Below are 23,717 nucleotides of genomic sequence, written 5' to 3' on the forward strand. Positions count from 1 at the left end.
GGGCGCGGCGGCGCTGGGCTGGCTGGCGCAGGCCGCGGGCTGGGCGCCGCCGCGGGCGGACATGGCCTACGGCGCGCAGGCGCTGGGCTCGTTCGGGGCGGGGGCGGCGTCGGTCGCGTTGATGACGCTGGCCATGCGCTTCGCGCGCCAGGGCGCCCAGGCCGGAACCGACATGACCGCGGTCCAGAGCGCGCGCGATCTCGGCGAGATCCTGACCTCGTCGATGATGACGGGCCTGGCGGCCTACGCGGGCTACGCCGGGGGCTTCGCGGCCGGGCTGGCGGTGGCCGCGCTGACCTTGGCGTTCACCGCGCGGGGGCTCGCGCGCCCGGCGGCGCGGGCGGGCGGGTAAGGCTTCCTGGGACCATGACAGGCGCAGCGAGTACACTTGTGCGCCGTTTTGCTTTCAGTCCCAGAGTTTTCCATGATTTCCACCGCATGCGGCGTCGACTTCGGCACGTCCAACTCCACCGTCGGCTGGAGCCGCGCCGGCCAGCCCGCGCTCCTCGCCCTGGAGGACGGCAAGCCCACCTTGCCTTCGGCCATTTTCTTCCACGACGAGGACGCCGAGGTCAGCTACGGCCGCGCCGCCATCTCCGACTACCTGGCGGGCTATGACGGCCGCCTGATGCGGTCGATGAAGAGCCTGCTGGGCAGTTCGCTCATCGAGGGCTCGACCGAAGTCCAGGGACGCTCGATTCCGTTCCGGGTCCTGCTGACGCGCTTCATCGCCGAGCTGAAACAGCGCGCCGAAGCGGCGGCGGGCCGCGGCTTCACGCGCGCGGTGCTGGGCCGGCCGGTGTTCTTCGTGGACGACAATCCCGCCGCCGACCAGTTGGCGCAGGACACGCTGGGCGAGATCGCCCGCAGCGTCGGCTTCACCGACATCGAATTCCAGTTCGAGCCGCTGGCCGCGGCCTTCGACTATGAATCGCAGATCGACCGCGAAGAACTGGTGCTGGTCATCGACATCGGCGGCGGCACCTCGGACTTTTCGCTGATCCGCCTGGGGCCCGGGCGGGCCGGCAAGGCCGACCGGCGCGACGACATCCTGGCCTACGGCGGGGTCCACATCGGCGGCGTGGATTTCGACAAGCAGCTCAGCCTGGGGCACGTGATGCCGCTGCTCGGGCTGGGCAGCCAGTTGCGCAGCGGCAAGGACGTGCCCTCCACGCAATACGGCAACCTGGCCTGCTGGCACACCATCAACCAGGCCTATACCCGCAAGGCGGCCGAGCACTTTGCGTTCATCCGCGCCGAGGCCGGCGACCGCGAAAAGATCGACCTGCTGCTCAATCTGGTCAAGCAGCGCGCGGGCCATTGGGTGGCGGTGCAGGTGGAAGAGGCGAAGATCGCCCTGTCGGAGACGCCCGCGGCGCGGATCGACCTGTCCCGCATCGCGCCGGAGCTGGGCGTGGAGGTCACGCGGCCGTCGTTCGACGCCTGCGTGGGCCGCCTGATCGAGAAGGTCGAGACCACCGTGGGCGCGCTGCTGCGCGACGCCGGCGTGGCGACGGCGGACGTGGACACCGTGTTCTTCACCGGCGGCTCCAGCCGGGTGCCGCGCCTGCGCGAGTCGGTATCGGCGCTGGTGCCGACGGCGCGCAGCGTGGAAGGCGATCTGTTCGGCAGCATCGGCGCCGGGCTGGCGCTGGACGCCCTGCGCAAGTTCGGCTGAAGTGTCATGGCGGCGATGGTAAGCTGCATGGCTTCTGGCGGGCCCCCGCCGCCCGCGCGCTCCGTCCGGCCCTGGAAACCCTCATGACCGCCAATTCCGATTCCCATCTCGTCGAAAAACTGGTCGCCAGCGAGGCGCCCTACGAGGGCAGCTTCCTGAAGATCCGCCGCGACACGGTGAGCCTGCCCAACGGCAATACCGCGATACGCGAATACGTCCTGCATCCCGGCGCGGTGGTCGTGATTCCGCTGCTCGACGACGGGCGTGTCCTGCTCGAACGCCAGTACCGCTATCCCATCGGCCGCGTCATGACGGAGTTTCCGGCGGGCAAGCTCGATCCGGGCGAAGATCCCCTGGTCTGCGGCAAGCGCGAACTGCTGGAAGAAACCGGCTACACGGCCGCCCAATGGGCGCACGCCGGCGCGCTGCACCTGGCCATCGCCTACTCCACGGAAATCATCCATATCTTCTTCGCGCGCGGCCTGCGCGCCGGCCCCCGCCAGCTGGACCAGGACGAGTTCCTGGACGTGGCCAGCGCCCGGCCCGAAGAGCTGGTCGAGGCCTGCCGCAAGGGCGAAGTCACCGACGCCAAGACCCTGACCTGCGTGCTGTGGATGCAGAACGTGCTGTCCGGCGCCTGGCAGCTGGACTGGCAGGACAACGCCGGCTGAGGCGCGCGAACCTGCCTGCCATGTCCGCGTCGTATCCGGTTCTCGTGCAGCCTGCCGGCCTGCGCTTCGACGCGCCGGCGGGCACGTCCGTGCTGCTGGCGGCGCAGGCGGCGGGCATCAAGCTGCCCAGCTCTTGCCGCAACGGCACCTGCCGCGCCTGCATGTGCCTGATGCTGGAAGGAGAGGTCGTCTACGGCATCGAATGGCCCGGCCTGTCGCGCGACGAGAAGGAAGAGGGCTGGATCCTGCCCTGCGTGGCGCAGCCCGTGTCCGCGCTGGAAATCCAGGCGCCGCTGGCCGCGCCGATCGAGGCCGCCGCGCCGGCGCCCCCGCCACGGCCGTTGACCGGGGCGCGGCGCTAACGCGGGCGCGCCAGGCGGCGCCGGCGGCCCTCAGGGCGCGCCCACGGCCGCCAGGGCGACGGCCATGCCGGCCGCCATCCCCGCCGCCAGCCCGGCAAAGGGCGCCACGCCCAGCGGCAAGGCCAGGGCCATGCCCAGCTGGGCGCCCGCCACCATCCCGATGCCCATCGCCACCAGGCAGGCCAGCCGCGCGCCGAGCGCGGGCGCGCCCGGCCACGGGGCCAGCGCCGCGGCCAGCATGGCGATGCTGCTGGCCGGCATCAGCCGCGCATGCCGCCACGCCATCTCCGCCAAGCTGCCCGGCGCCGCGCATTCGCTGGCCAGCAGGGCGGCCGGGGTGCGCAGCGTGTCTATCCACAAGCCCGCCGCCATCGCGGCCATGCACGCCAGCCACAGGCCGGCGGGGCCGGCATGGGATAGCGCGCCGGCTTCAACCGCAGGCGTGGCAGGCCGGCTTGGCGTCGTCGTAGCGGTCATGGTGGCGGACCCAATCGCCCAGGTTGAAGTGCGGGCCGTTTTCGTTGCGGCCCAGCGGCGCCAGGTCCAGGTAGTTGTAGGCGCCCGCCAGGCGCTCCACGCCGCGCTCGAAGGCGGAATAGGTGTGGAAGATCTCGCCGTCCGGATCGTGGAAGAAGGCGCTGGCGCCGGAGCGCTCCTCGACGTCGCCGTCCGCCTTGGGCACCGAGGCCTGCAGGTCGAAGTTGAAATCGCAGCCCTCCGACGAATACCAGTCGAAGCGCCAGCCCATGCGCCGCTTGAACGCGTCCAGCCTGGCGTAGGGCGCGCGCGAGACGGCGGCTACCGTCACGTCGTGCTGGCGCAGGTGCATGAGGGCGCCTTCCATGTGGTCGGCCAGGAACGAGCACCCCACGCAGCCTTCCTCCCAGTCGGGGCCGAACATGAAGTGGTAGACGATGAGCTGGCGCCGTCCCTGGAACAGCGCGGCCAGGTCCGCGGGGCCGCGCGGGCCCTCGAACCGGTAGGGCTTGTCGATTCTGACCCAGGGCAGGGCCTGGCGGTCGCGCGCCAGCGCGTCCTGGGCCCGGGTCAGGTCTTTTTCGCGTTGCAGGAACGCGGCGCGCGCGGCGTCCCATTGCGCTTGGGATACGACGGGATGATCGATTTGCATCTGCGGCTCCTCGGGGCGGGCCGGGCGGCCCGGTAGGGGCGGAGAGGGCCTTCAGGCCGCCTCCGCCAAGTGGCCCGCCAGCCGGTCCAGCGCGCCGGACCAGCCATGCTCGTGGCTGTCGCGGATGGCCTGGTCGACGAACGGGGTCTGCAGGAAGGCGAGCTCGGTGCCGCCGCCCGCAGGGCTGAATTCCAGGGTAATCAGGGAGACCTCGGCGGGGGTATCGCGCCAGGCCCAGGTGAAGACCAGCCGGCGCTGCGGCTCCACCTCGCGGTAATGGCCGCTGGCGTGATGCTCCCGGCCGTCGTCGGTGGAGAAGCCCACCTGGTAGGCGCCGCCCACGCGCACGTCGGTCTCGGCCACCAGCACCCGCCGGGTCTCGGCGGGGCCGAACCAGCGCATCAGCGCTTGCGGGTCCGTCCAGGCGCGCCAGACGCGTTCGACGGGGGCGTCGAAGCGTCGCCGGAGCCGGAGCTCGATGGGGGGGGCTTCGTGTCGGGTGATTCGGTTTTCCATGGGTGGACCTCTTCCTCGTGGTACAGGTACCGCGCCAGCGAATCCAGTTGCCCGTTCCAGAACTTCTCGTAGCGGGCCAGCCAATCGGAGGCCGCGCGCATGGGTTCGGGCGATAGCGTGCAGTTCACGACCCTGCCGTCCTTGGCGCGGGCGATCAGGCCGGCGTCTTCCAGCACGCGCAGATGCTTCATGAACGCGGGCAGGGACATGGCGTGCGGCCGGGCCAGCTCGCTGACCGAGGCCGCGCCTTGTTCCAGATCGGCCAGCACCCGGCGCCGCGTGCCGTCGGCCAGGGCCGAGAAGATAGCGTCGAGCATGTCGTCTTTAAACTTAACCATGAGGTTAAGTATTATGCCGAAGCGGCGGGCTTGTCAAGCAACAAAGTTGGCGCGATAAGAAGTCAGGCGTGACGGTGCATGGCGGACGCGTGCTTGGTGTCGCGCATGCTGGCATACACCAGCAGCGACAGGAAGATGATGCCCGCGAGGTAGTAGTAGAACCACTCCTCGTGCCCCTGCTGCTTGAAGAACAGGGCGATGGCCGGCGCCGTGCCGCCGAAGATCGATACCGTCACGGCGTAGGGCACGGCGACGCCGGTGGCGCGCACGTTGGTGGGGAACAGCTCGGCCTTCACCACCGCGTTGATGGACGTATAGCCCGCCGTGAAGACCCACGCGCCGCAGATCAGCAGGAAGGCCATGAAGGGCGAGCGGGTGTGCGACAGCGTCATCAGGATGGGCACGGTGAGCGCCGCGCCGGCCACGCCGAAGAAGATCAGCAGGGGCTTGCGCCCGATGCGGTCGGACAGCGCGCCGTACACCGGTTGCAGGATCAGCGCGAAGATCAGCGAGCCCGCGATGATGTAGGTGGTGACGATGTCGGTGAAGCCCGAGGTCTGCCGCACGAAGGTCTGCATGTAGGTCGTGAAGGTGTAGAAGGCCGCGGTGCCGCCGGCGGTCAGGCCCACCACGATCGCCACCTCGCGCGGGTACTTCAGCAGGCCGCGCAGCGAGCTGGTCTGCGGCTTGGCCATCTTGCTGGCTTCCTTGTAGGAGTCGGTCTCGGGCATGTCCCGGCGCATCACCGCGGTGATGATGGCGAGCATGGCGCCGATCACGAAGGGAATGCGCCAGCCCCATTGCAGGAGCTGCTCGTGCGTGAGGAATACGTTCTGCAACAGCAGCAGCACCAGGATCGCGCAGAGCTGGCCGCCGATCAGGGTGACGTACTGGAAGCTGGAATAGAAGCCGCGATGGTCGGGATCCGCGATCTCGGTCAGGTAGGTGGCGCTGGCGCCGTATTCCCCGCCCAGGCTCAGTCCTTCGACCACGCGCGCCAGCGCCAGCAGGGCCGGCGCGGCCAGGCCGATGGTGGCGTAGGTCGGCGTGACGGCGATGATCAGCGACCCCACGCACATCATCCCCACCGACACCATCAGCGACAGGCGCCGCCCGTGCCGGTCCGCGAGGTGGCCGAACAGCCAGCCGCCCAGCGGGCGCACGATGAACCCGGCCGCGAACAGCGTGGCGGCGTTCAGCTGCTGCACGACGGGATCGTGGGAAGGGAAGAAGGCGGGGGCGAAGTAGAGCGCGAAGGCGGTATAGGCGTAGAAGTCATACCACTCCACCAGGTTGCCCATGGATCCGACGAAGATCGCCTTGATGCGGCGTTTTGCGTCGGGCATGTCGAGATACGCTTGCGTCATGTCTGTCCTCCAGCTGCGTCTGTCGGGGCGCCGGACACGCGACCGCGGCCAGGGAAGGCTGCGCCGCCAGGGCGAGACAGGCCGCCGCGGATGGATCACGCTAAGCAATATGGTGCGCCTGCCGGCGCGGAAATGCACGCGCCGGACGGAGGTTCCGGCTTCAGCTTTTTGTCAGCGGACGGCGTCCGGAGGCGGGCGCCAGGGCTTACTTGCCGCGCGGCTTGATGGCCTCGCAAGGCGCCGCGCCGTCGGCGGCCCGGGCGTCCTCGCCCAGCAGCGCGCGCGTGCCGCAGACCGAGCCGAACATGCCTTTGTTGTCGTGCCCGACGCCCGACACCTCGTAGGCGTGCCGGTGCAGCGGCACGGGCTTGGCGCCGCGGCTGGCCAGCACGTATTCGTATTGCGCGTAGCCCGTGCCGCGGGCCAGCCGCGTCGCTCCCTGCGCTTCCGCCCCGCAGGTCTTGTCCAGCAGGCGGTGTTCGGGGTTGTTGTCGGCGCCGCCCAGCAGGTAGGTGACGTCGCGCGCCGCATAGCGCACGAAGAGCCGGGATTCGTCGGTCTCGCGCGCATAGGACGGCAGCTTGTCCGTGCCGTACTTGTACTGGTTGTAGGTCGGGCAGATGCCGCGCTCGTAGGGCGCGTAGCCCTTGCCGTCGGCGCGCGGCCGCTCGTTCGTCAGGTACAGGTAGGACGAGGGATTGGCGACGACGTAACGCAGCGTCAGCCCGTCGCGCCGCAGCGGGCCGTCGACGTTGTTCAGCACCGCGTAGCGCTGCACCAGCTGCGCGCCGGCCGAATGCCCGGCCAGCACGATGCCCGCCAGGGCCGGCAGGCGCTTGCGGTCGTCGAGGCTGCGCAGGAGGTCGTCGAGCACCTGGAAGGCGCTGACCGGCGCCGGCCGCCCGGCGGCCTGCACGCTGTCTTCGCCATCTTCCCAGCTGGCCTTGCGCCAGGCCGCCATGCCGCCGAAGCCCGAGTCGATGGAGCCCGAATAGCGCGGCGCCAGGATCAGCGTGTCGCGCGCCCGCTGGGGGTTGCGCGCCAGCAGTTCGTCGATGGTTTCGTAATAGCGGTCGGCGTCGCGCTTGACGCCGTGGATGACGACGATGACGTGCTTGATGTCGCGCAGATCGTCGCTGCCCAGCTTGCGGTTGGCGTAGACCGGCATCTTGTAGCGATGGCCGGGCTTGCCCAGCTCCACGGTCTGCCAGCGCAGCGGCACCGCGCGCTTGGGCGCGGGCACGGTTTCGTCGTAATCGTAGGGGTCGGGCAGGGGAGTCTGGGCTTGCGCCGCCAAGGGAGCCAGCCCGGCAGCCAGGACGAGCATGGCGGACAGGCCGCGCGCCGCGCCGACGGCCAGGCCGCGCCGCGCCTGGCGCATGGGGAGAACGGGCGCGCGGCGCATGGCGCGGCGGACGATCAGCAGCCTTCTTGGCCCAGCAGCTGCTTGAGCGCGGGCAGGTCCAGGATGCGCACTTCGCGCTGGTTGATCTTGATCAGGCCGTCGCGCGCGAAGCGCGAGAACAGCCGGCTGACCGTTTCGAGGGTCAGGCCGAGATAGTTGCCGATTTCTTCGCGGCTCATGCGCAGCACGAATTCGGTCGACGAATAGCCCAGCGAGGCGTAGCGCTGCGACAGGTTGAGCAGGAACGCGGCCAGGCGCTGTTCGGAGCGCATGGAACCCAGCGAGGCCAGCATCTGGTGCGAGCGGTTGATCTCGCGGCTCATCAGGCGGCGGAACTGCTGCTGCAGGGCAGGCAGATGCGTCGCCACGCGGTCGATGTCGGCCAGGCGGATCACGCAGACTTCGGAATCTTCCAGGGCGACGGCGGTCGAAACGTGCTTGCCATCGAGCATGCCGTCCATGCCGACGATTTCGCCGGGCAGGTGGAAGCCGGTGACCTGGATTTGGCCGGTGGCGTCTTCCAGCTGCGTCTTGAGGCTGCCGAAACGCACGCTGTAGACCGCGTCGAGCGGATGGTTCAGCGAATAGAGCGGTTTGCCTTTTTCAAGGCGCACGCGCTCCTTGACCAGTTCGTCCAGCTTTTCCACTTCAGCGGCCGCCATGCCGACGGGCACGCACACATGGCCCAGCATGCATGTGGAACAGTGGGCGGCATCAGGGGCAACGGGAACCCGTTTTTGCATACGATGACCTTTATAGTGCCCATTGCCCGGATCGGGGCCGGCAATGGGTGTAAAGCATGAAGACAACTGATATTGTAGTCCGTTGTTACTACGGGCGTCTTACGGGCACCCCGGGAGCCGCCGCGCGCGCCGGTAACAGATCCAGTCGTCGCCGGCGACGTCCACCGCCTCGCCGCGCAGCGCCGGATCAATGGGATAGTACTGGCAAGTGAGCGAACCGCCCGATTCCGGCCCCTCCGGCGGGCCTTCCCCGGGGAATTCCAGCCGCGCGGCGACCTCGCGCCGCACGAAGCAGCACGGCTTTCCGGGCTCGTATTCCTCGATTTCGTCCATCAGGGCGATCAGCGCCGGCTCCACCTCGAAAACGTCGCCCCGCACGCGCCGGCCGTCCGCGACCGGGATCAGGCCCGGCCAGTCGCCGAAATCCACCAGGCGGCCGGGCACGCTGGCCGGGCCGACGTAGCGGGCCGGGAGGAGCCGGCGCCGGGCGGCGGCTTGCGCCAGGTCATTGATTTCGCCCGCGCGTAGCGTCCCGTAGACAAAAACGTATATGCTCATAAGTCAGATTGTTGCTGCACGTCGAAAAAAACCATGGCGCGGGCAGGGTGTTGAAATTCTCCCATCCGTCCGCATATTCAGCTTATCGAGCCCGCCGGCACGTATCGGTCAGGCTCCCCAACAAGCCAAATGACCATTATGCGATTCGACAAACTGACAACCAAGTTCCAGCAAGCCCTGGCCGACGCTCAGAGTCTGGCCGCCCGCAACGATCACCCCTACATCGAGCCCGTCCATGTGCTCTCCGCCCTGCTCTCGGATTCCGACAGCGGCGCGGGCAGCCTGCTCGCGCGCGCCGGCGTAGCGGTCAACCGGTTGCCGTCGGCCATCGAGAGCGCCATGAAGTCCCTGCCGCAGGTGCAGGGCGAAGACAACGTCCAGGTCAGCCGCGACCTGCAGGGCGTGCTCACGCGCACCGACAAGGAAGCGGCGCGCCGCGGCGATACCTATATCGCCAGCGAACTGTTCCTCTTGGCGCTGGCCGACGACAAGGGCCCGGCCGGCCGCATCCTGCAAGAGGCCGGCCTGCAGAAAAAGGCCCTTGAGGCCGCCATCGACGCCGTGCGCGGCGGCGAGAACGTCTCGGCCGCCGAAGGCGAATCCAACCGCGAAGCCCTGGCCAAGTACACCATGGACCTGACCGAGCGCGCCCGCCAGGGCAAGCTCGACCCGGTCATCGGCCGCGACGACGAAATCCGCCGCACCATCCAGATCCTGCAGCGCCGCACCAAGAACAACCCGGTCCTGATCGGCGAACCCGGCGTGGGCAAGACCGCCATCGTCGAAGGCCTGGCGCAGCGCATCGTCAACGACGAAGTGCCCGAGACCCTGCGCGGCAAGCGCGTGCTGTCGCTGGACCTGGCCGCGCTGCTGGCCGGCGCCAAGTTCCGCGGCGAATTCGAGGAACGCCTGAAGTCCGTGCTCAAAGAGCTGGCCCAGGACGACGGCAGCAACATCGTCTTCATCGACGAACTGCACACCATGGTGGGCGCGGGCAAGGCCGAAGGCGCGATGGACGCGGGCAACATGCTCAAGCCGGCGCTGGCGCGCGGCGAGCTGCACTGCATCGGCGCCACCACGCTGGACGAATACCGCAAGTACATCGAGAAGGATGCCGCGCTGGAGCGCCGCTTCCAGAAAGTGCTGGTCGACGAACCCGACGTGGAGTCCACCATCGCCATTCTGCGCGGCCTGCAGGAACGCTATGAAATCCACCACGGCGTGGAGATCACCGACCCGGCCATCGTGGCCGCGGCCGAGTTGTCGCACCGCTACATTACCGACCGCTTCCTGCCCGACAAGGCCATCGACCTGATCGACGAGGCCGGCGCCCGCATCCGCATGGAGATCGACTCCAAGCCGGAAGTGATGGACAAGCTGGACCGCCGCATCATCCAGCTGAAAATCGAGCGCGAGGCCGTCAAGAAGGAAACCGACGACGCTTCCAAGCGCCGCCTGGGCGTGATCGAGGACGAACTGGAAAAGCTCCAGCGCGAATACAACGACTTCGAGGAAATCTGGAAGGCGGAAAAAGCCGCCGTGCAGGGCACCCAGGCCATCAAGGAAGAGATCGACAGCGTGCGCGCCGAAATGGCGGACCTGCAGCGCAAGGGCCAGTTCGACAAGCTGGCCGAGTTGCAGTACGGCAAGCTGCCCGACCTGGAAGCGCGCCTGAAGGCGGCCGAAGTGGGCGCCGCGGAAGCGGCCGAGGAAGCCGAGGGCGGCGAAGGGCGTCCGCGCCTCTTGCGCACCCGTGTCGGCGCCGAGGAAATCGCCGAAGTCGTGTCGCGCGCCACCGGCATTCCGGTGTCCAAGATGATGCAGGGCGAACGCGAGAAGCTGCTGCACATGGAAGAGTTCCTGCACCGCCGCGTGGTGGGCCAGGACGAGGCCGTGCGTCTCGTCTCCGATGCGATCCGGCGTTCGCGCGCCGGGCTGGCGGACCCGTCGCGTCCCTACGGTTCCTTCCTGTTCCTGGGCCCCACCGGCGTGGGCAAGACCGAGCTGACGCGCGCGTTGGCGGAGTTCCTGTTCGACTCCGAAGAGCACATGATCCGCATCGACATGAGCGAATTCATGGAGAAGCATTCGGTGGCGCGGCTGATCGGCGCGCCGCCGGGATACGTGGGCTACGAAGAGGGCGGCTACCTGACCGAGGCCGTGCGCCGCAAGCCGTACAGCGTGGTGCTGCTCGATGAAGTCGAAAAAGCGCATCCGGACGTTTTCAACGTGCTGCTGCAGGTGCTGGACGACGGCCGCCTGACCGACGGCCAGGGCCGCACCGTGGACTTCCGCAACACGGTCATCGTGATGACTTCCAACCTGGGCTCGCACCATATCCAGAGCCTGGCCGGCAAGCCGTACGAAGTGATCAAGGAAGTGGTCTGGGACGAGCTCAAGCAGACGCTGCGGCCCGAGTTCCTCAACCGCATCGACGAGGTGGTCGTATTCCACGGGCTGGAAGCGCAGCACATCGAGTCGATCGCCCGCATCCAGCTGCGCCGCCTGGGCGAGCGCCTGGAACGGCAGGAGATGCGCCTCGAAGTGAGCGAGCCCGCCCTGGCGGAACTGGCCCGCTCCGGCTTCGATCCGGTGTTCGGCGCGCGCCCCTTGAAGCGCGCGATCCAGCAGCAGATCGAAAACCCGGTCGCGCGGCTGATCCTGGAAGGCCGCTTCGGCCCGCGCGACGTGGTGCCGGTGGATTGGCAGGACGGCCAGTTCGTCTTCACGCGAACCTTGCAGTAACGCGTCCGCCGCGGCGAGAGCCGAGCCGTCAAACAACCCCCGGAAGCTGGACTGACATCCAGCTTCCGGGGGTTTTTTACATGCGCCGCCTGTCGGCCGGTCAGTATCCCAAGGTCGCGTCGGTGCAAGTATCGGGCCGCCGCCCCTCCAGTACCGTTTTCAGGTTCTCCAGCGTTTGGCGGGCGATGGCCGCGGCTGGCGTGCGCGTGGCGATATGCGGCGTGACCAGCACATTGGGGTGACGCCATAGCGCGTGTCCAGGCGGCAACGGCTCCTGTGGCGTGGCGTCCAGTGTGGCGTAGGACAGCTGGCCGCTGTCCAGCGCGGCCAGCAGGGCCTCCGGATCCAGATGCTCGCCGCGGCCCGCATTGACCACGTGGGCGCCGCGCGCGAGCTGCGCGAAGGTGGCGGCGCCGAGAAAGCCGCGGGTTTCGTCCGTCAGCGGCAGCAGACAGACCAGGGTGTCGGCCTCGGCCAGCAGGGCCGGCAGACCGTCGGCGCCGTGATGCCCGGTAATGTCCGCGGGCAGATCGGGCTTGGGCGTGCGGCTCCAGCCCGATACGCGGTAGCCCAGCGCGGATAGCGCGCGCGCCGCCGCCAGGCCCAGCCGGCCCAGCCCGGCGATGGCGACGCGATGCTCCGAAGGCGCCACGATGGGGCTTTCGCGCCAAATGCCCGCGGCGCAATTGCGCACGTAATCGGGAAAGTGCCGGTGATGATTGATCACCGCCCAGGCGACGTAGGTGCTCATGCCCGCGGTCATGCCGGCCTCGGACACGCGGCACACCGGCACGTGGCGCGGGACCGCGGGATCGGCGTAGATGTGATCCACGCCGGCGCCTATCGATTGGATCAGGCGCAGGTTGGGCAGCCTGCCCAGCACGCCGGCCGGCGGCTGCCAGCACACCGCGGCGTCGATTTCCGCCGGGTCGCCCAGGTCGTCCGCGGTGCGCCATTCGATGTCGGGCCGCAGGGCCCGGAAGGCCGGCACCAGATAGCGCATGTCCAGCACCCCGCTCAGCAGGGCGATGCAGGGCGGCGCGTCCGCGGCCGGAGCGGGTTGAAGGCGCGCGCTCATGCCGCGGCCTCCAGTCGCGCGAGGCCCGTGAGCCGCGCTCGTCCGGAAACGATGCTGGCGAAGTCGGGCACCGCTTGCACCAGCGCTCGCGTGTAGTCCTGGCTGGGGGCGCGGATGACTTGCGCGGCGGAGCCGCATTCGATGATGCGGCCCTGCTGCATGACGGCGATGCGGTCGCACATCTGCGCCGCCACGCGCAGATCGTGGGTCACGAACAGCATGCTCAGGTGGAACTGCCTGCGCACGCTGGCGAACAGTTCCAGCACCTGGGCCTGCACCGACACGTCCAGCGCGGAGACGGGCTCGTCCGCCACGATCAGTTCGGGTTCCGAGGCCAGCGCGCGCGCGATGCCGATGCGCTGGCGCTGACCGCCGGAGAATTCGTGCGGGTAGCGGCCGGCGGCGTCCGGGTTCAGGCCCACCAAATGCAGCAGTTCCGCCGCGCGCTCGCGGGCGCGTTCTGACGCCATGCCTTGCGCCAGCGGGCCGGCCATGATCGAGCGGCCCACGGTATGGCGCGGGTTGAGCGAAGCCTGCGGGTCCTGGAAGACCATCTGCACGCGGCCCGGCGCCGGTCGCGCGCCGTGCTCCCGGCCGTTGAAGAGAATCTGGCCGCCGTCCGGCGCCAGCAGGCCCGCGATGCAGCGGCCCAGCGTGGATTTTCCGGAGCCGGATTCGCCCACCAGGCCCAGCACTTCGCCGCGCTGAAGGGTGAAGCTGATGCCGCGCATGGCCGCGGTTTCGCGTCCGCGCCGGAACAGTCCGCCGCCGGACGAGTAGGTCTTGCGCAGGTCGCGCACGTCCAGCAGCAGCGGCTGCGCGTTGGCGGCCGAGCCAGCCGCCGGCATGCCGTGCGGAATCGCGGAGATGAGCTTGCGGGTGTAGTCGTGTTGCGGGTTGCCGAGGACTGCGGCGGCGTCGCCGGCCTCGACGATCTCGCCCAGCTGCATGACGGCGACGCGGTCGGCGATCTGGGACACCACGCCGAAATCGTGCGTGATGAACAGCACCGCCGTGCCTTGCCTGGCCTGGAGGTCGCGGATCAGCTCCAGGATCTGCGCCTGGGTGGTGACGTCCAGCGCGGTGGTCGGCTCGTCGGCGATCAGCAGGGCCGGTTCCAGCATCAGCGCGCACGCGATCATGACGCGCTGGCGCTGTCCGCCGGACAGCCGCCCGGGATAGCTGGCGGCGATGCCTTCGGGATCGGGCAGGCGCACGTCGCGCAGGGCCGCGAGGATGCGGGCGCGCTTGTCGCCGGGCGTGAGATCCAGGTGCGCGTCCAGCGCTTCCTCCAGCTGTTCGCCGATGCGCATGACGGGATTGAGCGCCGACATGGGGTCCTGGAAGATCATGCCGATGCGGTTGCCGCGCAGGGCGCGCCATTGCGGTTCCCGCAGCGCCAGCAGGTCCTGGCCCTGGAAGGCGATGGCGCCGGCGACGGGCGCCACCAGGGGCTGCGGCAGCAGGCCCATGACCGCGTTGGCGATCATCGATTTTCCCGAACCGCTTTCTCCCACGATGCACAGCGTTTCGCCGGCGGCGACGGACAGGCTGGCTTCCTTGACGGCGAGGGCGCGGTCGGCGCCGGCGGGCAGCCGGATGCTCAGGCCGCGGATGTCGAGCAGCGGTGGCGTCGGCGTCATGTGCGGCTCCTTGCGTCCAGGCGGGTGTTCAGGCCGTCGCTCAAGCCTTCGCCCACCAGGTTCAGCGCCAGCACGGTCAGCAGGATGGCCACGCCGGGGAACAGGCTGATCCACCAGGCCTGGCGCAAGGCGGTGCGGGCCGCGCCGATCATGTAGCCCCAGCTCATGACGTTGGGATCGCCCAGGCCCATGAAGCTCAGGCTGGACTCCAGCAGGATCGCGGTGGCCACCATCAGCGAGCCCATGACCACGATGGGCGCGGCGGCGTTGGGCAGGATCTGGGTGACGATGATGCGCAGGTTGGATTCGCCCGCGAGGTGGGCGGCGTGGACGAAGTCGCGGTGGCGCAGCGTCAGGAATTCCCCGCGGACCAGGCGCGCCACGGGCGGCCAGGAGACCAGCGCGATGGCGGTGACGATGGAGTCGACCGAGGGCTGGAAGATCGCCACCAGCACGATGGCCAGCGCAAAGCTGGGGATGGCCTGGAACAACTCGGTGAAGCGCATCAGGCCGCTGTCTATCCAGCCGCCGTAATAGCCGGCCAGGGCGCCCACCGACACGCCGATCAGCAGGCCGGCCAGCGTCGAGATCAGGCCGATCAGCAGCGAGACGCGCGCGCCGTAGGCCAGGCCGGACCCGATGTCGCGGCCCATGGTGTCGGTGCCGAAGGGCAGGCCGGCCATGTCCAGCGGCCGCAGGAACGGGCGTTGCACCATGGCCCAGGGATCGTGCGCGGCGATCAGCGGCGCGGCCAGCGCCAGCAGCAGCACCGCGGTCATCACGGCCAGGCCGGCGAGGGCGCCCTTGTTGCGGCGGAAACGCCGCCAGAATCCGTTGTTCATTGCAGTTCTATCCTCGGGTCGGCCAACGTATAGAGCAGGTCGGTGACGATGTTGAACGCCACGGCGAGTGCGGCAGTGATCAGGAAGGTGCCCAGCAGCAGGTTGTAGTCGCGCTGTACCAGCGCGTCGAACATCAGGCGGCCGATGCCGGGCCAGGCGAAGACGGTTTCGATCAGCACCGTGCCGCCCACCATGGAGCCGGCCTGGATGCCGGCCAGGGTGATGACGGGCAGCAGCGCGTTGCGCAGGATGTGGTGCCGTTGGATGCGGCGGGGAGACAGGCCCTTTGCGCGCGCGGTCTTGACGAAGTCCATCTGCGCCACTTCCAGCATGGACGTGCGTGTCATGCGCGCATAGACCGCCATGTAGAAAAGCGCCAGCGTGGCCGCGGGCAGCGCCAGGTGGCGCGCGATGTCGGCCGCGCGCGCCAGGCCCGAGTAGCCCGCGCCGACGGTCTCGAAGCCGAACCCCGGCAACCATTCCAGCTTGACGGAGAACAGCAGCACCGCCATCAACGCCAGCCAGAACAGCGGCGTGGCGTAGAACAGCATGGACAGCGTGCTCACCAGGCTGTCCAGCCAGCTCCCGGCGCGCGCGCTGGTCCATGCGCCCAGCGCCACGCCCGCGGTCAACGCGATGACGAAGGCCGTCATGGTCAGCAGCAGCGTGGCGGGCAGGCGCTCTGCGATCAGGCTCATCACCGGCCGTTGCTGGCGGTAGGAGTCGCCCAGGTCCAGCCGCGCCGCATGCCCGAGATAATTCGCCAGTTGCCGGTGCAGGGGCTGGTCGAGGCCGAAGCGCTCGCGCAGCTGCGCCATGAAGACCTCGTCCGTTGCGCCGGCTTCGCCCGCCATGACGGTGGCGGGATCGCCGGGCGCGGCGCGGATGAGCAGGAAATTGATGACCGCGATCAGGGCCAGCACGAGCAGGCCCTGCGCCACGCGACGCATCAGGTAGGCGAGTTTCTTCATGGCGTTCCCCCTGGACGGACGGCCGTGTTCAGGCCAGCGTGGCGCGAGCCAGGCTGTCGTTCAAGCCTATGCCTGAATTGATCAGGTTCTTGATGTTGTTGCGATACAGGGTGGGGAACTGCAATTCCAGCAACCAGGCAACGGGCACGTCGTCCACCAGCACGCGCTGCACTTCCTCGTACAGGCGCCGGCGCGTTTCCGGATCCGCCTCGCGCGAGCCGCGCTCGAACAGATCGTCCACCTTGGGATTGCTGTAGCCCTCGACGTTGTTCCAGGGCGAGCCCTTGGCGATCGTCGACGAGAGATAGTTGCGGGCGACGCCCAGCGCGGCGTCGCCGTACTGATAGAGGTAGCAGAAGGCGATGTCGTAGTCCCAGTTGGCGGTCTTTTCGCTCCAGCCGGCCACGTCGGTGGCGGTCATTTCCAGCTTGATGCCGGCTTCGGCCAGGTTCTGGCGCGCGATTTCGGCGAAGCGCTGCCAGGTTTCGCCATAGGGCAGCGGCAGCAGGCGCAGGGTCTGGCCCTTGTAGCCGGCCTCTTTCAGCAGTTGCCTGGCGCGCGCCAGGTCGCGCGGGTACTTGGTCACTTCGTCGGTGTGGTAGCGCACGGTGCTGTTGAACGGGCCGGTGGCGACCTTGCCGAAGCCGTACCAGGCCACGTTGCGCATGGCCTCGCGGTCCAGCGCGTACATGATGGCGCGGCGCACCCGCAGGTCGGCCAGCACCGGGTTGCGATTGTTCAGCCACATGAAGGAATGGGGGCCGAAGAACTCCCAGCCCTTGGTGGTGATCTCCACATTGGGCAGGCCCTTCAGGCGCGCGATGTCGAAGTACTCGACGGTGCCGCCGGGCAGCACGTCCAGCTTGCCGGATTCGAAGGCGGCCGAGCGCGAGGCCGCGTCGGGGATCACGTGGAAGTACAGCGTCTCCACATTGGGCACGGCGGGCTCGTGGTATTGCGCGTTGCGCACCAGCTGGATGTACGAGCCGCGGCGCCATTCCTTGAACTTGTAGGGGCCCGTGCCGATGGGGGTGTTGTTGGCCGGGTTGGTCTGGAAGTCGGTGCCTTCGTAGAGATGGCGCGGCACCATCGGCATGGTGCCGACCTCGAACAGCCCGAGGAAGGGCGCGAAGGGGCGCGGCAGGCGGAATTCCACCGTGTGGTCGTCCAGCGCCTTGATGCTGTCCACGAAGGCCAGGCCGGCGCGCAGGCGCGCGTGGGTCTTGCGCAGGAACTGATCGACGCTGAACACCACGTCGTGCGCGTCGAAGGGCTTGCCGTCATGCCACAGCACGCCTTGCTTGAGTTTGAAGGTGTACACCGTGGCCGTGTCGTTCACCGTCCAGGAGGCCGCCAGGCCCGGCATGGGCTCCAGCTTCTCGTCGTAGCGCAGCAGGCCTTCGTAGATTTGGCCCCCGATCATCTGGGTGGGGCCGTTCTGGATGATGCCCAGCATGAGGCCGGACGGTTCCGGCTGCACGGCGATGTTCAGCACGCCGTTGCGGGCGGCCGCGGCCCATGCGGGCAGGGCGGCGCTGCCGCTCCACCATCCGGCCGTGGCGGCGCTGGCGATCAGAAAGTCGCGACGATTCATGAGGTTCTCCTGGAGGCGGGGGGCCGGTGCGGGCGCTTCAGGCGCGCGGCGCGGCGGGAGCGCTGGACGGGGGATTCACCAGCTTGAGCAGCGCGCGCCATTCGCGTTCGCTGGGATCGGTGGAGCCGGGCAGGCGATTGGTGTCGCCGCTGGCGTATTGCCGCGCGGTCTTCTCGCTGACCTGCGGGCTGACCGGGTAGGTCGCCTGGCCGGTCGACTGGATCGCCAGCTGGACCCGGCAGGCGCGGTCCAGGTTGAGCATGAGGATGAAGGCCTCGGCGACGGTCGCGCCGACGGTGAGCAGGCCGTGGTTGCGCAGGATCATGGCCTTGTGCTGCCCCAGGTCCGCGACCAGGCGCTCGCGTTCTTCCAGGTCCAGCGCGATGCCTTCGTAGTCGTGGTAGGCGACACGGTTGTAGAACTGCAGCGCCCATTGGTTCACCGGCTGCAGGCCGCAGGCCAGGGAGGACACGGCCACGCCGGCGACGGTGTGGGTGTGCAACACGCAGCCCGCTTCGGGACGGCCCATGTGCACGGCGCTGTGGATGGTGAAGCCCGCCGGGTTCACGTCGTAGGAGCTCGGCGCGACCGCATGGCCGTCCATGCCGACCTTGACCAGCGATTCCGGCGTGATGTCGCGGAACAGGAGGCCGTAGGGGTTGATCAGGAATGCGTCTTCCCCGCCCGGCACGCGCGCGGAGATGTGGGTGTAGATGCTGTCGTCCATGCCGAAATGGGCGGTCAGCCGGTAGCACGCGGCGAGATCCTGGCGGGTCCGCCACTCCGCCTCGCTCATGGACTGTGGCGCGGTGTCGAGGGGTGTGACCATTCATGCGTCCTTGGTTGAGCTCGGCCTCGGGGGGCGGGCCGGATGCGAAGGATTATGCGTCGATAGTCAACTGTCGACAGTTAGCAGTAACACGGATATGATTTCAAAAACTGGGATGCTATATAGCTGACGCCTTGCTGCAATTCCTCATCTCAGACCGAGACGACATCCGCCATGCCCGTGACTTCCGACGCCTACCGCCCCTTCGAATCCGTCAACGTTCCCGACCTGGTCGGCGTGGTCGAGGACCGACTCACCCAGGCCATCGTGCAGGGGCGCCTGCCCCCCGGCAGCCGCGTGGTGGAAGCCGAGATCGCGCGGCAGATGGCGATCAGCCGCGCCCCGGTGCGCGAGGCCTCGCGCCGCCTGGAACGCCAGGGCATCCTGGTGTCCAAGCCGCGTCGCGGTTTCTTCGTGCGCGAGATGTCGGTGCGCGAGATCGACGATCTGTTCCAGGTCCGCCTGAGCCTCGAACTGACCGCGGTGGCGGCGGCCTGCCAGCAGGCGGATGCGGCCGGCCTGGCGCGGCTGAAAGACCTGCTGGCCCTGATGATCGACGAGGCCGCCGACGCGCCGCAGCACCGCCGCATCGAGCTGGACCTGAGTTTCCACACGCTGATCTGCGAACTCTCGGGCAACGCCTATCTGTTGCGCCTGTTCTCCAGCACTCAAACGGAGATGCGGATGATCATTTCGTTGATCGACAACGTGTACCAGGACCCGGAAATGGTGGCGGCCACGCACCAGCCCATCCTGGACGCGCTGGCGCGGCGCGATGTCGAGGCCGCGCAGGCCTGCATGAAGGTCCATCTGGACGATGCCTGGCAGCACGTCCGCAACCTGTTCGTCTCGCAGCATGGCGCCGAGGGCGGCAAGCCCGGCAGCGCGGCCAAGCCGTGAAGGACGCCTGCAACCGGCAGGCGCGCGCTCCGCGAGCCGCAGTGCTTCAGCGCGCCTGCGGATTCCCCGCATAGACGCAGCCTTCCTCCACGCGCAGGGGCAGCGCGTCCAGCGCCGCGCCCTGGCATGGGCCTTCGATGCACAGGCCGTCCTCGAAGCGGAACAGCGCCGAGTGGTGGGCGCACATCAGCACCTGGCCCTCGTAGGTCAGCACCGTGCCGCGCGCGGCGTTCAGCGTGACGGAGAAGTGCGGGCAGCGGTTCAGGTAGCCCCAGACCGCATTGCCGCGCCGCAGCAGGATCACCGGGCGCGCCGCGACGGCGGCCGTCAGGGAGCCGCCGTCGGGGATGTCCTCGACCCGGCAGAGCGCCGCCTCGGCCTCACGCCCGGGACAGCACGAAGTCATAGCGGCCCTCGTGGAAGTCCGTATCGAAGCCATGCTGCCTGGCGAGAGGGGAGTCCGCGCTTTGCCGGCTGTACTCCAGCACCAGCGCGGGCTTCACGCCGAATACCGCGTCCGACGCCAGATAGGGATCCCCGGCGTTGAACAGGTGGGTGACCAACTGTTGGTGGCCCGGGGCGTCGATCATGAAATGCAGGTGCGCGGGCCGGTAGATGTGCCGGCCGGTGGCCGCCATCATGCGGCCCACGGGGCCGTCGCCCGGGATCGGGTAGGACACGGGCAGGATGGTGCGGATCGCGAACGAGCCGTCCTCGCCGCTGCGGTAGCGGCCGCGCAGATTGCCGTGGGGCTGGGCCGGGTCCTGGCCCGAGTACATGCCGTTGGCGGCCGTCTGCCAGACGTCGAGCAGGGCGCCCGCCAGCGGCCGGCCCTCGGTGTCGCGGACGTGCCCGTGCACCAGCGCCGGCTCGCCCGGCGTGAGCGCCATGTTCTCGCCCGCCGCGCGTTCCGGCATGCCGGCGATGTAGAAGGGGCCGAACACCGTGCTCTCGGTGGCCTGGTCCGGCTTGCGATGATTGATCGCGTCCACCAGCATCGACACGCCCAGCGTATCGGACAGCAGGATGAACTCCTGGCGCACGGCGCCGTCGCACATCTGGCCGGTCTCGGTCAGGTAACGGATCGCCGCCATCCATTCGGCCTCGCTGGGCTCGACGTCGGCGACGAAGGCGTGCAGGTGTCGCACCAGCGATTGCATGAGCTGCCTCAGCCGCGGATCCGGGGTCCGGGCGAAGGCGGCGACGACCGTATCGGTCAGGGCGGTTTCGGCGTTCTGGATGGCGGTATTCACGGCGGCTCCTCAGCGCTTGAAATGGGGCGGCACGGCGGCGTCCACGTTGACCCACACGGACCTCGCCTCAGTGTAGTCATGCATGGCTTCGAAGCCCATTTCGCGTCCGTAGCCCGATTGGCCCACGCCGCCGAAGGGGCTGCCGGGATTGACCCGTTTGTAGCAGTTGATCCAGCACATGCCCGCATGGATGGAACCCGCCAGCTTGTGGGCGCGCGCCAGGTCGCGCGTCCACAAGCCGCTGCCCAGCCCGTAGTCGGTGGCGTTGGCGATCGCCAGCGCTTCCTCATCGCTGCCGAAGCGCAGCACGGTGACGAAGGGGCCGAATACTTCTTCCTGCGCCACGCGGTCGCGGGGGCTGGCTTCCACGACGGTGGGGCGGACGTAGTAGCCCGCGGACAGGTCGCCGCCGGGCGCCGTGCCGCCGGCCAGCACCCGCGCGCCCTGTTCGGCGGCGATACCCACGTAGGACAGCACTTTGTCGCGGTGCTGGGCCGAGGTCAGCGGGCCCATCTCCGTCTCGGGGGAACGGGGATCGCCCAGGCGGATGGAATTGGCGAGCGCCAGGAAGCGTTCGAGGAAGGCGTCGGCGATCTTCTCGTGCAGCATCAGCCGGGAGCCCGCGATGCAGGCCTGCCCCTGGTTGTGGAAGATGGCCCAGGCGGCGCCGTTGACGGCGGCGTCGAGATTGGCGTCGTCGAACACGATGTTGGCGCCCTTGCCGCCCAGTTCCAGCTGCACGCGCTTGAGATTGCCTTGGGAGGCTTCGACGATGCGGCGGCCGGTGGCGGTCGAGCCGGTGAAGGCGATCTTGCCCACGTCCGGATGCTCGGCGAGCCGCTGGCCCGCGGTGTGCCCGTAGCCGGGCACCACGTTCACCACGCCGTCGGGAAAGCCGGCCTCGGCCATCAGCTCGGCGATGCGCAGGGTGGACAGCGGCGTGAGTTCCGACGGCTTGAGCACCACCGTATTGCCGGCGGCCAGGGCGGGGCCCAGTTTCCAGCTGGTGAACATCAGGGGAAAGTTCCAGGGCACGATCTGGCCGACCACGCCGATGGGCGCGCGCTGCACGTAGTTCAGGAAGCCGGCCTCGACGGGAATGACGCTGCCCTGCAGCTTGTCTGCCATGCCGCCGAAGTAGCGGAAGCAGCCGGCGGTGCGCGGCACGTCCAGGCCGCGGGTGTCGCGGATCGGGTGCCCGGTGTCCAGCGTTTCCAGCTGCGCGAGTTCCTCGGCGTGCGCTTCGATGAGGTCGGCCAGCTTGAGCAGCAGGCGGCCGCGGTCGGCGGCCGCCATCCGCGACCAGGCGGGAAAGGCGCGTCGGGCGGCTTGCACCGCGCGGTCCACGTCTTGCGCCTCGGCGGCGGCGATGGCGGTGATGAGGGATCCGTCGTGCGGATTCAGCACGTCTATCGTGCCGCGGGCGGCGGCGTCGACAAAGCGGCCGTCGATGTAGAGTTGGTTCTGCATGGCTGAGGACTCGTGGTGGAAAGGGCGGGGCGGATTCAGAACTCGACCGGGTAGGGCGCGAGTTCGCCGCTTTCGTAGCGCTGCGGCAGGTCGGGCGTCGCGTTCTCCCAGACCAGCAGCATCGAGCGCTTGGTGGAATAGCCCTGGTGGCGGATGTCGGCGGGCATGGCGCAGATGTCGCCCGCGCGCATCGTGATGCGGGCGCGCGGCGCGCCGGTGTCCTTGTCGCCGATGTCCCAGACGATCTCGTCGGACAGCTGCAGGAACCACTCCACGCGGTCGTTGCCGTGGAAGACCGGCAGGATGAACTCTTCGGTGGTGGGGCAGAACAGGCTGGCGCCGCAGACGGACGTGACGGAAGGGTTCCAGGTGACGTCCGAGCGCGACAGGTACTTGAACAGGTTGAAGGCATGGAGCGAGCCTTCGAAGCCGGGCTCCGCATGGACCTGCGGCTCTTCCTGGGTCACGTCGGCGAACGCCCGGTTGACGGGCAGGTCGTCGCGCAGCGGAGAGTCCTCGGGCAGGCCCGGCATGCGCCGCGTGGCGATGCGCGAACGCTCGATGGCGGCGATGTTGTCGCCATGCTTGCGGCCGAAGGCGGTGCCGGTTTCCTCGGGGGCGGCGAAGGGATCGAAGCCCGCGTTGGTCCAGTCGTGCAGCATGGCCTTGAAGGTGGCCATGATGAGCGGGGTGTCGAAGGTCTCCGTGTAATCCACGCCCGCTTCCTTCATCACGCCGTTGAACGAACCGGCGTAGACGTCCACCTTGCCGTAGTGGTTGCGCGTGCCGAAGACGTGGTCGAAGTTGACCCAGCCGTAGAAAAAGCCCCAGGCCACGTCGCGCATCAGGGCGCGCAGGAAGGCGTCGGCGGGGATGGCGTGGGTGCGCGTCTGGCCGTTGGAGGGCCAGTGCACCTTGACGAAGTACTCGTCGCGGATGAAGGTGAACGCGCCGAGATCGAAGCGCTTGTAGCCGGTAGCGGCGTCGGCGGGGCCGGCGGCGACCTTGCCGGCGGCGAAGGAAGATGCGGGTGCGGGGGTGCCCAGCATGGCCATATCGTTACTCCTGATGGAAAAGGGGGGCGGGGGCTCGCGGGCTACTGCAGGCAGATGTCGGCCCATTTCTCGACGGACAGCGCGCCCGCCCGGGTCTGGATCAGCAGCACGCCCGGAATGGGGGCGGTGAAGCGGTACGCGCAGCCGGCGGGCAGCAGGCATTGGTGCCCGCGGCCCAGCAGCACGCGGCCCATGGGCTTGCCGGCGGGGGCCGGCCCCGCGGCCACGGTGCCGTCCGCGGCCGCGGGCGGCTGGTCCAGGCGCAGGAACTCGACCTCGGCCTGGCCGTCCATCAGGATCGCGAACTCGTCGTGGCTGCATGCATACCAGGGGGAGGCGCCCTCGGCCCGCAGGGTTTCGATGACGTACTCCAGGTTCTTGCCCACCACGACTTTCTCGTAGGGCGCGGCGTTGGCGGCCACCTCGAAGACGTTGGAAAAAACGTAGTGGCGGGGCGAGCCCCGCGTGATCTCGATCGATCCCTTGCGGTAGTCCTTCAGCGAGCCGAAGACGGTAGGGGTTGCTGCGGTGTTCATGGAACCTCCTGGGTCGGGTAGTGCCGCGCGCGGG

Annotated in this window: 24 protein-coding genes and 1 pseudogene; 6 read left to right on the forward strand and 19 right to left on the reverse strand. The window is 68.8% G+C overall.

Translation table 11 applies throughout. From position 1 onward, the window contains the following. The 4 genes and pseudogenes from ADE01S_RS31840 to ADE01S_RS21320 form a co-directional block, all read left to right on the forward strand. A pseudogene (locus tag ADE01S_RS31840) lies at positions 1–352 on the forward strand (MFS transporter); the annotation flags it as partial. A 72-nt stretch (positions 353–424) separates the two neighbouring features. Continuing rightward, positions 425–1,678, forward strand: a complete 1,254-nt coding sequence (locus ADE01S_RS21310; protein WP_062683755.1) for an Hsp70 family protein — start codon at positions 425–427, stop codon at positions 1,676–1,678. Positions 1,679–1,761: 83 nt separating this feature from the next. After that, the gene (locus ADE01S_RS21315) at positions 1,762–2,349 is read left to right on the forward strand and encodes an NUDIX domain-containing protein (RefSeq protein ID WP_062683756.1); all 588 of its coding nucleotides are present in this window, start codon (positions 1,762–1,764) and stop codon (positions 2,347–2,349) included. Positions 2,350–2,369: 20 nt separating this feature from the next. After that, positions 2,370–2,711 carry a 2Fe-2S iron-sulfur cluster-binding protein gene (locus tag ADE01S_RS21320; protein WP_062683757.1) on the forward strand — a complete coding sequence of 114 codons (342 nt, stop codon included), beginning with the start codon at positions 2,370–2,372 and terminating at the stop codon, positions 2,709–2,711. Between the two features lie 30 nt (positions 2,712–2,741). Here ADE01S_RS21320 and ADE01S_RS21325 read toward each other — a convergent pair whose 3' ends face one another. The 8 genes from ADE01S_RS21325 to ADE01S_RS21360 all read right to left on the reverse strand — a co-directional run bounded on the left by ADE01S_RS21325 (position 2,742) and on the right by ADE01S_RS21360 (position 8,767). Then, positions 2,742–3,188, reverse strand: coding sequence for a hypothetical protein (locus tag ADE01S_RS21325; protein ID WP_244983324.1), 447 nt, complete (start codon positions 3,186–3,188; stop codon positions 2,742–2,744). After that, positions 3,142–3,840, reverse strand: coding sequence for a DUF899 domain-containing protein (locus ADE01S_RS21330; RefSeq protein WP_062683758.1), 699 nt, complete (start codon positions 3,838–3,840; stop codon positions 3,142–3,144). The genes ADE01S_RS21325 and ADE01S_RS21330 overlap by 47 nt, the downstream gene beginning before the upstream one ends. Positions 3,841–3,891: 51 nt before the next feature. After that, positions 3,892–4,356 (reverse strand): SRPBCC family protein, encoded by a 465-nt coding sequence (locus ADE01S_RS21335; protein ID WP_075873481.1) that lies wholly within the window; start codon positions 4,354–4,356, stop codon positions 3,892–3,894. Continuing rightward, the gene (locus ADE01S_RS21340) at positions 4,242–4,694 is read right to left on the reverse strand and encodes an ArsR/SmtB family transcription factor (protein ID WP_062683760.1); all 453 of its coding nucleotides are present in this window, start codon (positions 4,692–4,694) and stop codon (positions 4,242–4,244) included. Before ADE01S_RS21340 ends, ADE01S_RS21335 begins: the two co-directional genes overlap by 115 nt. A gap of 62 nt (positions 4,695–4,756) precedes the next feature. Beyond that, positions 4,757–6,061 carry an MFS transporter gene (locus tag ADE01S_RS21345; RefSeq protein ID WP_062683761.1) on the reverse strand — a complete coding sequence of 435 codons (1,305 nt, stop codon included), beginning with the start codon at positions 6,059–6,061 and terminating at the stop codon, positions 4,757–4,759. 205 nt (positions 6,062–6,266) lie between these two features. Beyond that, a complete protein-coding gene (locus tag ADE01S_RS21350) occupies positions 6,267–7,442 on the reverse strand; it encodes a hypothetical protein (protein ID WP_062683762.1) in 1,176 nt (391 codons plus the stop codon). A 38-nt stretch (positions 7,443–7,480) separates the two neighbouring features. Continuing rightward, entirely contained in the window at positions 7,481–8,209 is a 729-nt protein-coding gene (locus ADE01S_RS21355; RefSeq protein WP_062683763.1) for a helix-turn-helix domain-containing protein, read from the reverse strand. Between the two features lie 99 nt (positions 8,210–8,308). Next, positions 8,309–8,767, reverse strand: a complete 459-nt coding sequence (locus tag ADE01S_RS21360; protein ID WP_062683764.1) for a gamma-glutamylcyclotransferase family protein — start codon at positions 8,765–8,767, stop codon at positions 8,309–8,311. A 138-nt stretch (positions 8,768–8,905) separates the two neighbouring features. On the opposite strand from ADE01S_RS21360, the gene clpB reads away from it, so the two are divergent. Beyond that, complete coding sequence (gene clpB / locus ADE01S_RS21365; RefSeq protein WP_062683834.1) at positions 8,906–11,512, forward strand: ATP-dependent chaperone ClpB; 2,607 nt, start codon at positions 8,906–8,908, stop codon at positions 11,510–11,512. Positions 11,513–11,612: 100 nt separating this feature from the next. Here the strand turns inward: clpB and ADE01S_RS21370 are convergent, their stop codons facing one another. The 6 genes from ADE01S_RS21370 to ADE01S_RS21395 are packed head-to-tail and all read right to left on the reverse strand — an operon-like array spanning position 11,613 to position 18,469. Then, positions 11,613–12,590, reverse strand: coding sequence for a 2-hydroxyacid dehydrogenase (locus ADE01S_RS21370; RefSeq protein ID WP_062683765.1), 978 nt, complete (start codon positions 12,588–12,590; stop codon positions 11,613–11,615). Next, positions 12,587–14,233: an ABC transporter ATP-binding protein gene (locus tag ADE01S_RS21375; protein WP_062683766.1), complete on the reverse strand. Its 1,647-nt coding sequence runs from the start codon at positions 14,231–14,233 to the stop codon at positions 12,587–12,589. Before ADE01S_RS21375 ends, ADE01S_RS21370 begins: the two co-directional genes overlap by 4 nt. Continuing rightward, positions 14,230–15,075 carry an ABC transporter permease gene (locus tag ADE01S_RS21380; RefSeq protein ID WP_062683767.1) on the reverse strand — a complete coding sequence of 282 codons (846 nt, stop codon included), beginning with the start codon at positions 15,073–15,075 and terminating at the stop codon, positions 14,230–14,232. Before ADE01S_RS21380 ends, ADE01S_RS21375 begins: the two co-directional genes overlap by 4 nt. After that, on the reverse strand, positions 15,072–16,046 hold the full coding sequence (locus tag ADE01S_RS21385) for an ABC transporter permease (RefSeq protein ID WP_062683768.1): 975 nt from the start codon (positions 16,044–16,046) through the stop codon (positions 15,072–15,074). Before ADE01S_RS21385 ends, ADE01S_RS21380 begins: the two co-directional genes overlap by 4 nt. Before the next feature lie 28 nt (positions 16,047–16,074). Beyond that, positions 16,075–17,640, reverse strand: coding sequence for an ABC transporter substrate-binding protein (locus ADE01S_RS21390; RefSeq protein ID WP_062683769.1), 1,566 nt, complete (start codon positions 17,638–17,640; stop codon positions 16,075–16,077). 37 nt (positions 17,641–17,677) lie between these two features. Beyond that, complete coding sequence (locus ADE01S_RS21395) at positions 17,678–18,469, reverse strand: class II aldolase/adducin family protein (RefSeq protein WP_062683770.1); 792 nt, start codon at positions 18,467–18,469, stop codon at positions 17,678–17,680. A 174-nt stretch (positions 18,470–18,643) separates the two neighbouring features. On the opposite strand from ADE01S_RS21395, the gene ADE01S_RS21400 reads away from it, so the two are divergent. Further along, on the forward strand, positions 18,644–19,369 hold the full coding sequence (locus ADE01S_RS21400; RefSeq protein ID WP_082775868.1) for a GntR family transcriptional regulator: 726 nt from the start codon (positions 18,644–18,646) through the stop codon (positions 19,367–19,369). A gap of 46 nt (positions 19,370–19,415) precedes the next feature. Here ADE01S_RS21400 and ADE01S_RS21405 read toward each other — a convergent pair whose 3' ends face one another. The 5 genes from ADE01S_RS21405 to ADE01S_RS21425 are packed head-to-tail and all read right to left on the reverse strand — an operon-like array spanning position 19,416 to position 23,683. Continuing rightward, a complete protein-coding gene (locus ADE01S_RS21405) occupies positions 19,416–19,775 on the reverse strand; it encodes a Rieske (2Fe-2S) protein (protein ID WP_062683772.1) in 360 nt (119 codons plus the stop codon). Beyond that, the gene (locus ADE01S_RS21410; protein WP_062683773.1) at positions 19,750–20,622 is read right to left on the reverse strand and encodes an intradiol ring-cleavage dioxygenase; all 873 of its coding nucleotides are present in this window, start codon (positions 20,620–20,622) and stop codon (positions 19,750–19,752) included. The genes ADE01S_RS21405 and ADE01S_RS21410 overlap by 26 nt, the downstream gene beginning before the upstream one ends. Positions 20,623–20,631: 9 nt before the next feature. Continuing rightward, entirely contained in the window at positions 20,632–22,092 is a 1,461-nt protein-coding gene (locus ADE01S_RS21415) for an aldehyde dehydrogenase family protein (RefSeq protein ID WP_062683774.1), read from the reverse strand. Between the two features lie 35 nt (positions 22,093–22,127). Then, entirely contained in the window at positions 22,128–23,147 is a 1,020-nt protein-coding gene (locus tag ADE01S_RS21420) for a hypothetical protein (RefSeq protein ID WP_062683775.1), read from the reverse strand. Positions 23,148–23,188: 41 nt separating this feature from the next. Further along, positions 23,189–23,683, reverse strand: a complete 495-nt coding sequence (locus tag ADE01S_RS21425; protein WP_062683776.1) for a cupin domain-containing protein — start codon at positions 23,681–23,683, stop codon at positions 23,189–23,191. Positions 23,684–23,717 lie beyond the last annotated feature (34 nt).

The sequence above is a fragment of the Achromobacter denitrificans NBRC 15125 genome (assembly GCF_001571365.1).
GTDB classification, from domain to species: domain Bacteria; phylum Pseudomonadota; class Gammaproteobacteria; order Burkholderiales; family Burkholderiaceae_B; genus Achromobacter; species Achromobacter denitrificans.

Bases quoted from the DNA above. Each gene is read 5' to 3' on its own strand.
- ADE01S_RS21310 (WP_062683755.1), top strand. From the start codon at position 425: ATGATTTCCACCGCATGCGGCGTCGACTTCGGCACGTCCAACTCCACC.
- ADE01S_RS21315 (WP_062683756.1), top strand. From the start codon at position 1,762: ATGACCGCCAATTCCGATTCCCATCTCGTCGAAAAACTGGTCGCCAGC.
- ADE01S_RS21320 (WP_062683757.1), top strand. From the start codon at position 2,370: ATGTCCGCGTCGTATCCGGTTCTCGTGCAGCCTGCCGGCCTGCGCTTC.
- ADE01S_RS21325 (WP_244983324.1), bottom strand. From the start codon at position 3,188: ATGACCGCTACGACGACGCCAAGCCGGCCTGCCACGCCTGCGGTTGAA.
- ADE01S_RS21330 (WP_062683758.1), bottom strand. From the start codon at position 3,840: ATGCAAATCGATCATCCCGTCGTATCCCAAGCGCAATGGGACGCCGCG.
- ADE01S_RS21335 (WP_075873481.1), bottom strand. From the start codon at position 4,356: ATGGAAAACCGAATCACCCGACACGAAGCCCCCCCCATCGAGCTCCGG.
- ADE01S_RS21340 (WP_062683760.1), bottom strand. From the start codon at position 4,694: ATGGTTAAGTTTAAAGACGACATGCTCGACGCTATCTTCTCGGCCCTG.
- ADE01S_RS21345 (WP_062683761.1), bottom strand. From the start codon at position 6,061: ATGACGCAAGCGTATCTCGACATGCCCGACGCAAAACGCCGCATCAAG.
- ADE01S_RS21350 (WP_062683762.1), bottom strand. From the start codon at position 7,442: ATGCGCCAGGCGCGGCGCGGCCTGGCCGTCGGCGCGGCGCGCGGCCTG.
- ADE01S_RS21355 (WP_062683763.1), bottom strand. From the start codon at position 8,209: ATGCAAAAACGGGTTCCCGTTGCCCCTGATGCCGCCCACTGTTCCACA.
- ADE01S_RS21360 (WP_062683764.1), bottom strand. From the start codon at position 8,767: ATGAGCATATACGTTTTTGTCTACGGGACGCTACGCGCGGGCGAAATC.
- clpB (WP_062683834.1), top strand. From the start codon at position 8,906: ATGCGATTCGACAAACTGACAACCAAGTTCCAGCAAGCCCTGGCCGAC.
- ADE01S_RS21370 (WP_062683765.1), bottom strand. From the start codon at position 12,590: ATGAGCGCGCGCCTTCAACCCGCTCCGGCCGCGGACGCGCCGCCCTGC.
- ADE01S_RS21375 (WP_062683766.1), bottom strand. From the start codon at position 14,233: ATGACGCCGACGCCACCGCTGCTCGACATCCGCGGCCTGAGCATCCGG.
- ADE01S_RS21380 (WP_062683767.1), bottom strand. From the start codon at position 15,075: ATGAACAACGGATTCTGGCGGCGTTTCCGCCGCAACAAGGGCGCCCTC.
- ADE01S_RS21385 (WP_062683768.1), bottom strand. From the start codon at position 16,046: ATGAAGAAACTCGCCTACCTGATGCGTCGCGTGGCGCAGGGCCTGCTC.
- ADE01S_RS21390 (WP_062683769.1), bottom strand. From the start codon at position 17,640: ATGAATCGTCGCGACTTTCTGATCGCCAGCGCCGCCACGGCCGGATGG.
- ADE01S_RS21395 (WP_062683770.1), bottom strand. From the start codon at position 18,469: ATGGTCACACCCCTCGACACCGCGCCACAGTCCATGAGCGAGGCGGAG.
- ADE01S_RS21400 (WP_082775868.1), top strand. From the start codon at position 18,644: ATGCCCGTGACTTCCGACGCCTACCGCCCCTTCGAATCCGTCAACGTT.
- ADE01S_RS21405 (WP_062683772.1), bottom strand. From the start codon at position 19,775: ATGACTTCGTGCTGTCCCGGGCGTGAGGCCGAGGCGGCGCTCTGCCGG.
- ADE01S_RS21415 (WP_062683774.1), bottom strand. From the start codon at position 22,092: ATGCAGAACCAACTCTACATCGACGGCCGCTTTGTCGACGCCGCCGCC.
- ADE01S_RS21420 (WP_062683775.1), bottom strand. From the start codon at position 23,147: ATGGCCATGCTGGGCACCCCCGCACCCGCATCTTCCTTCGCCGCCGGC.
- ADE01S_RS21425 (WP_062683776.1), bottom strand. From the start codon at position 23,683: ATGAACACCGCAGCAACCCCTACCGTCTTCGGCTCGCTGAAGGACTAC.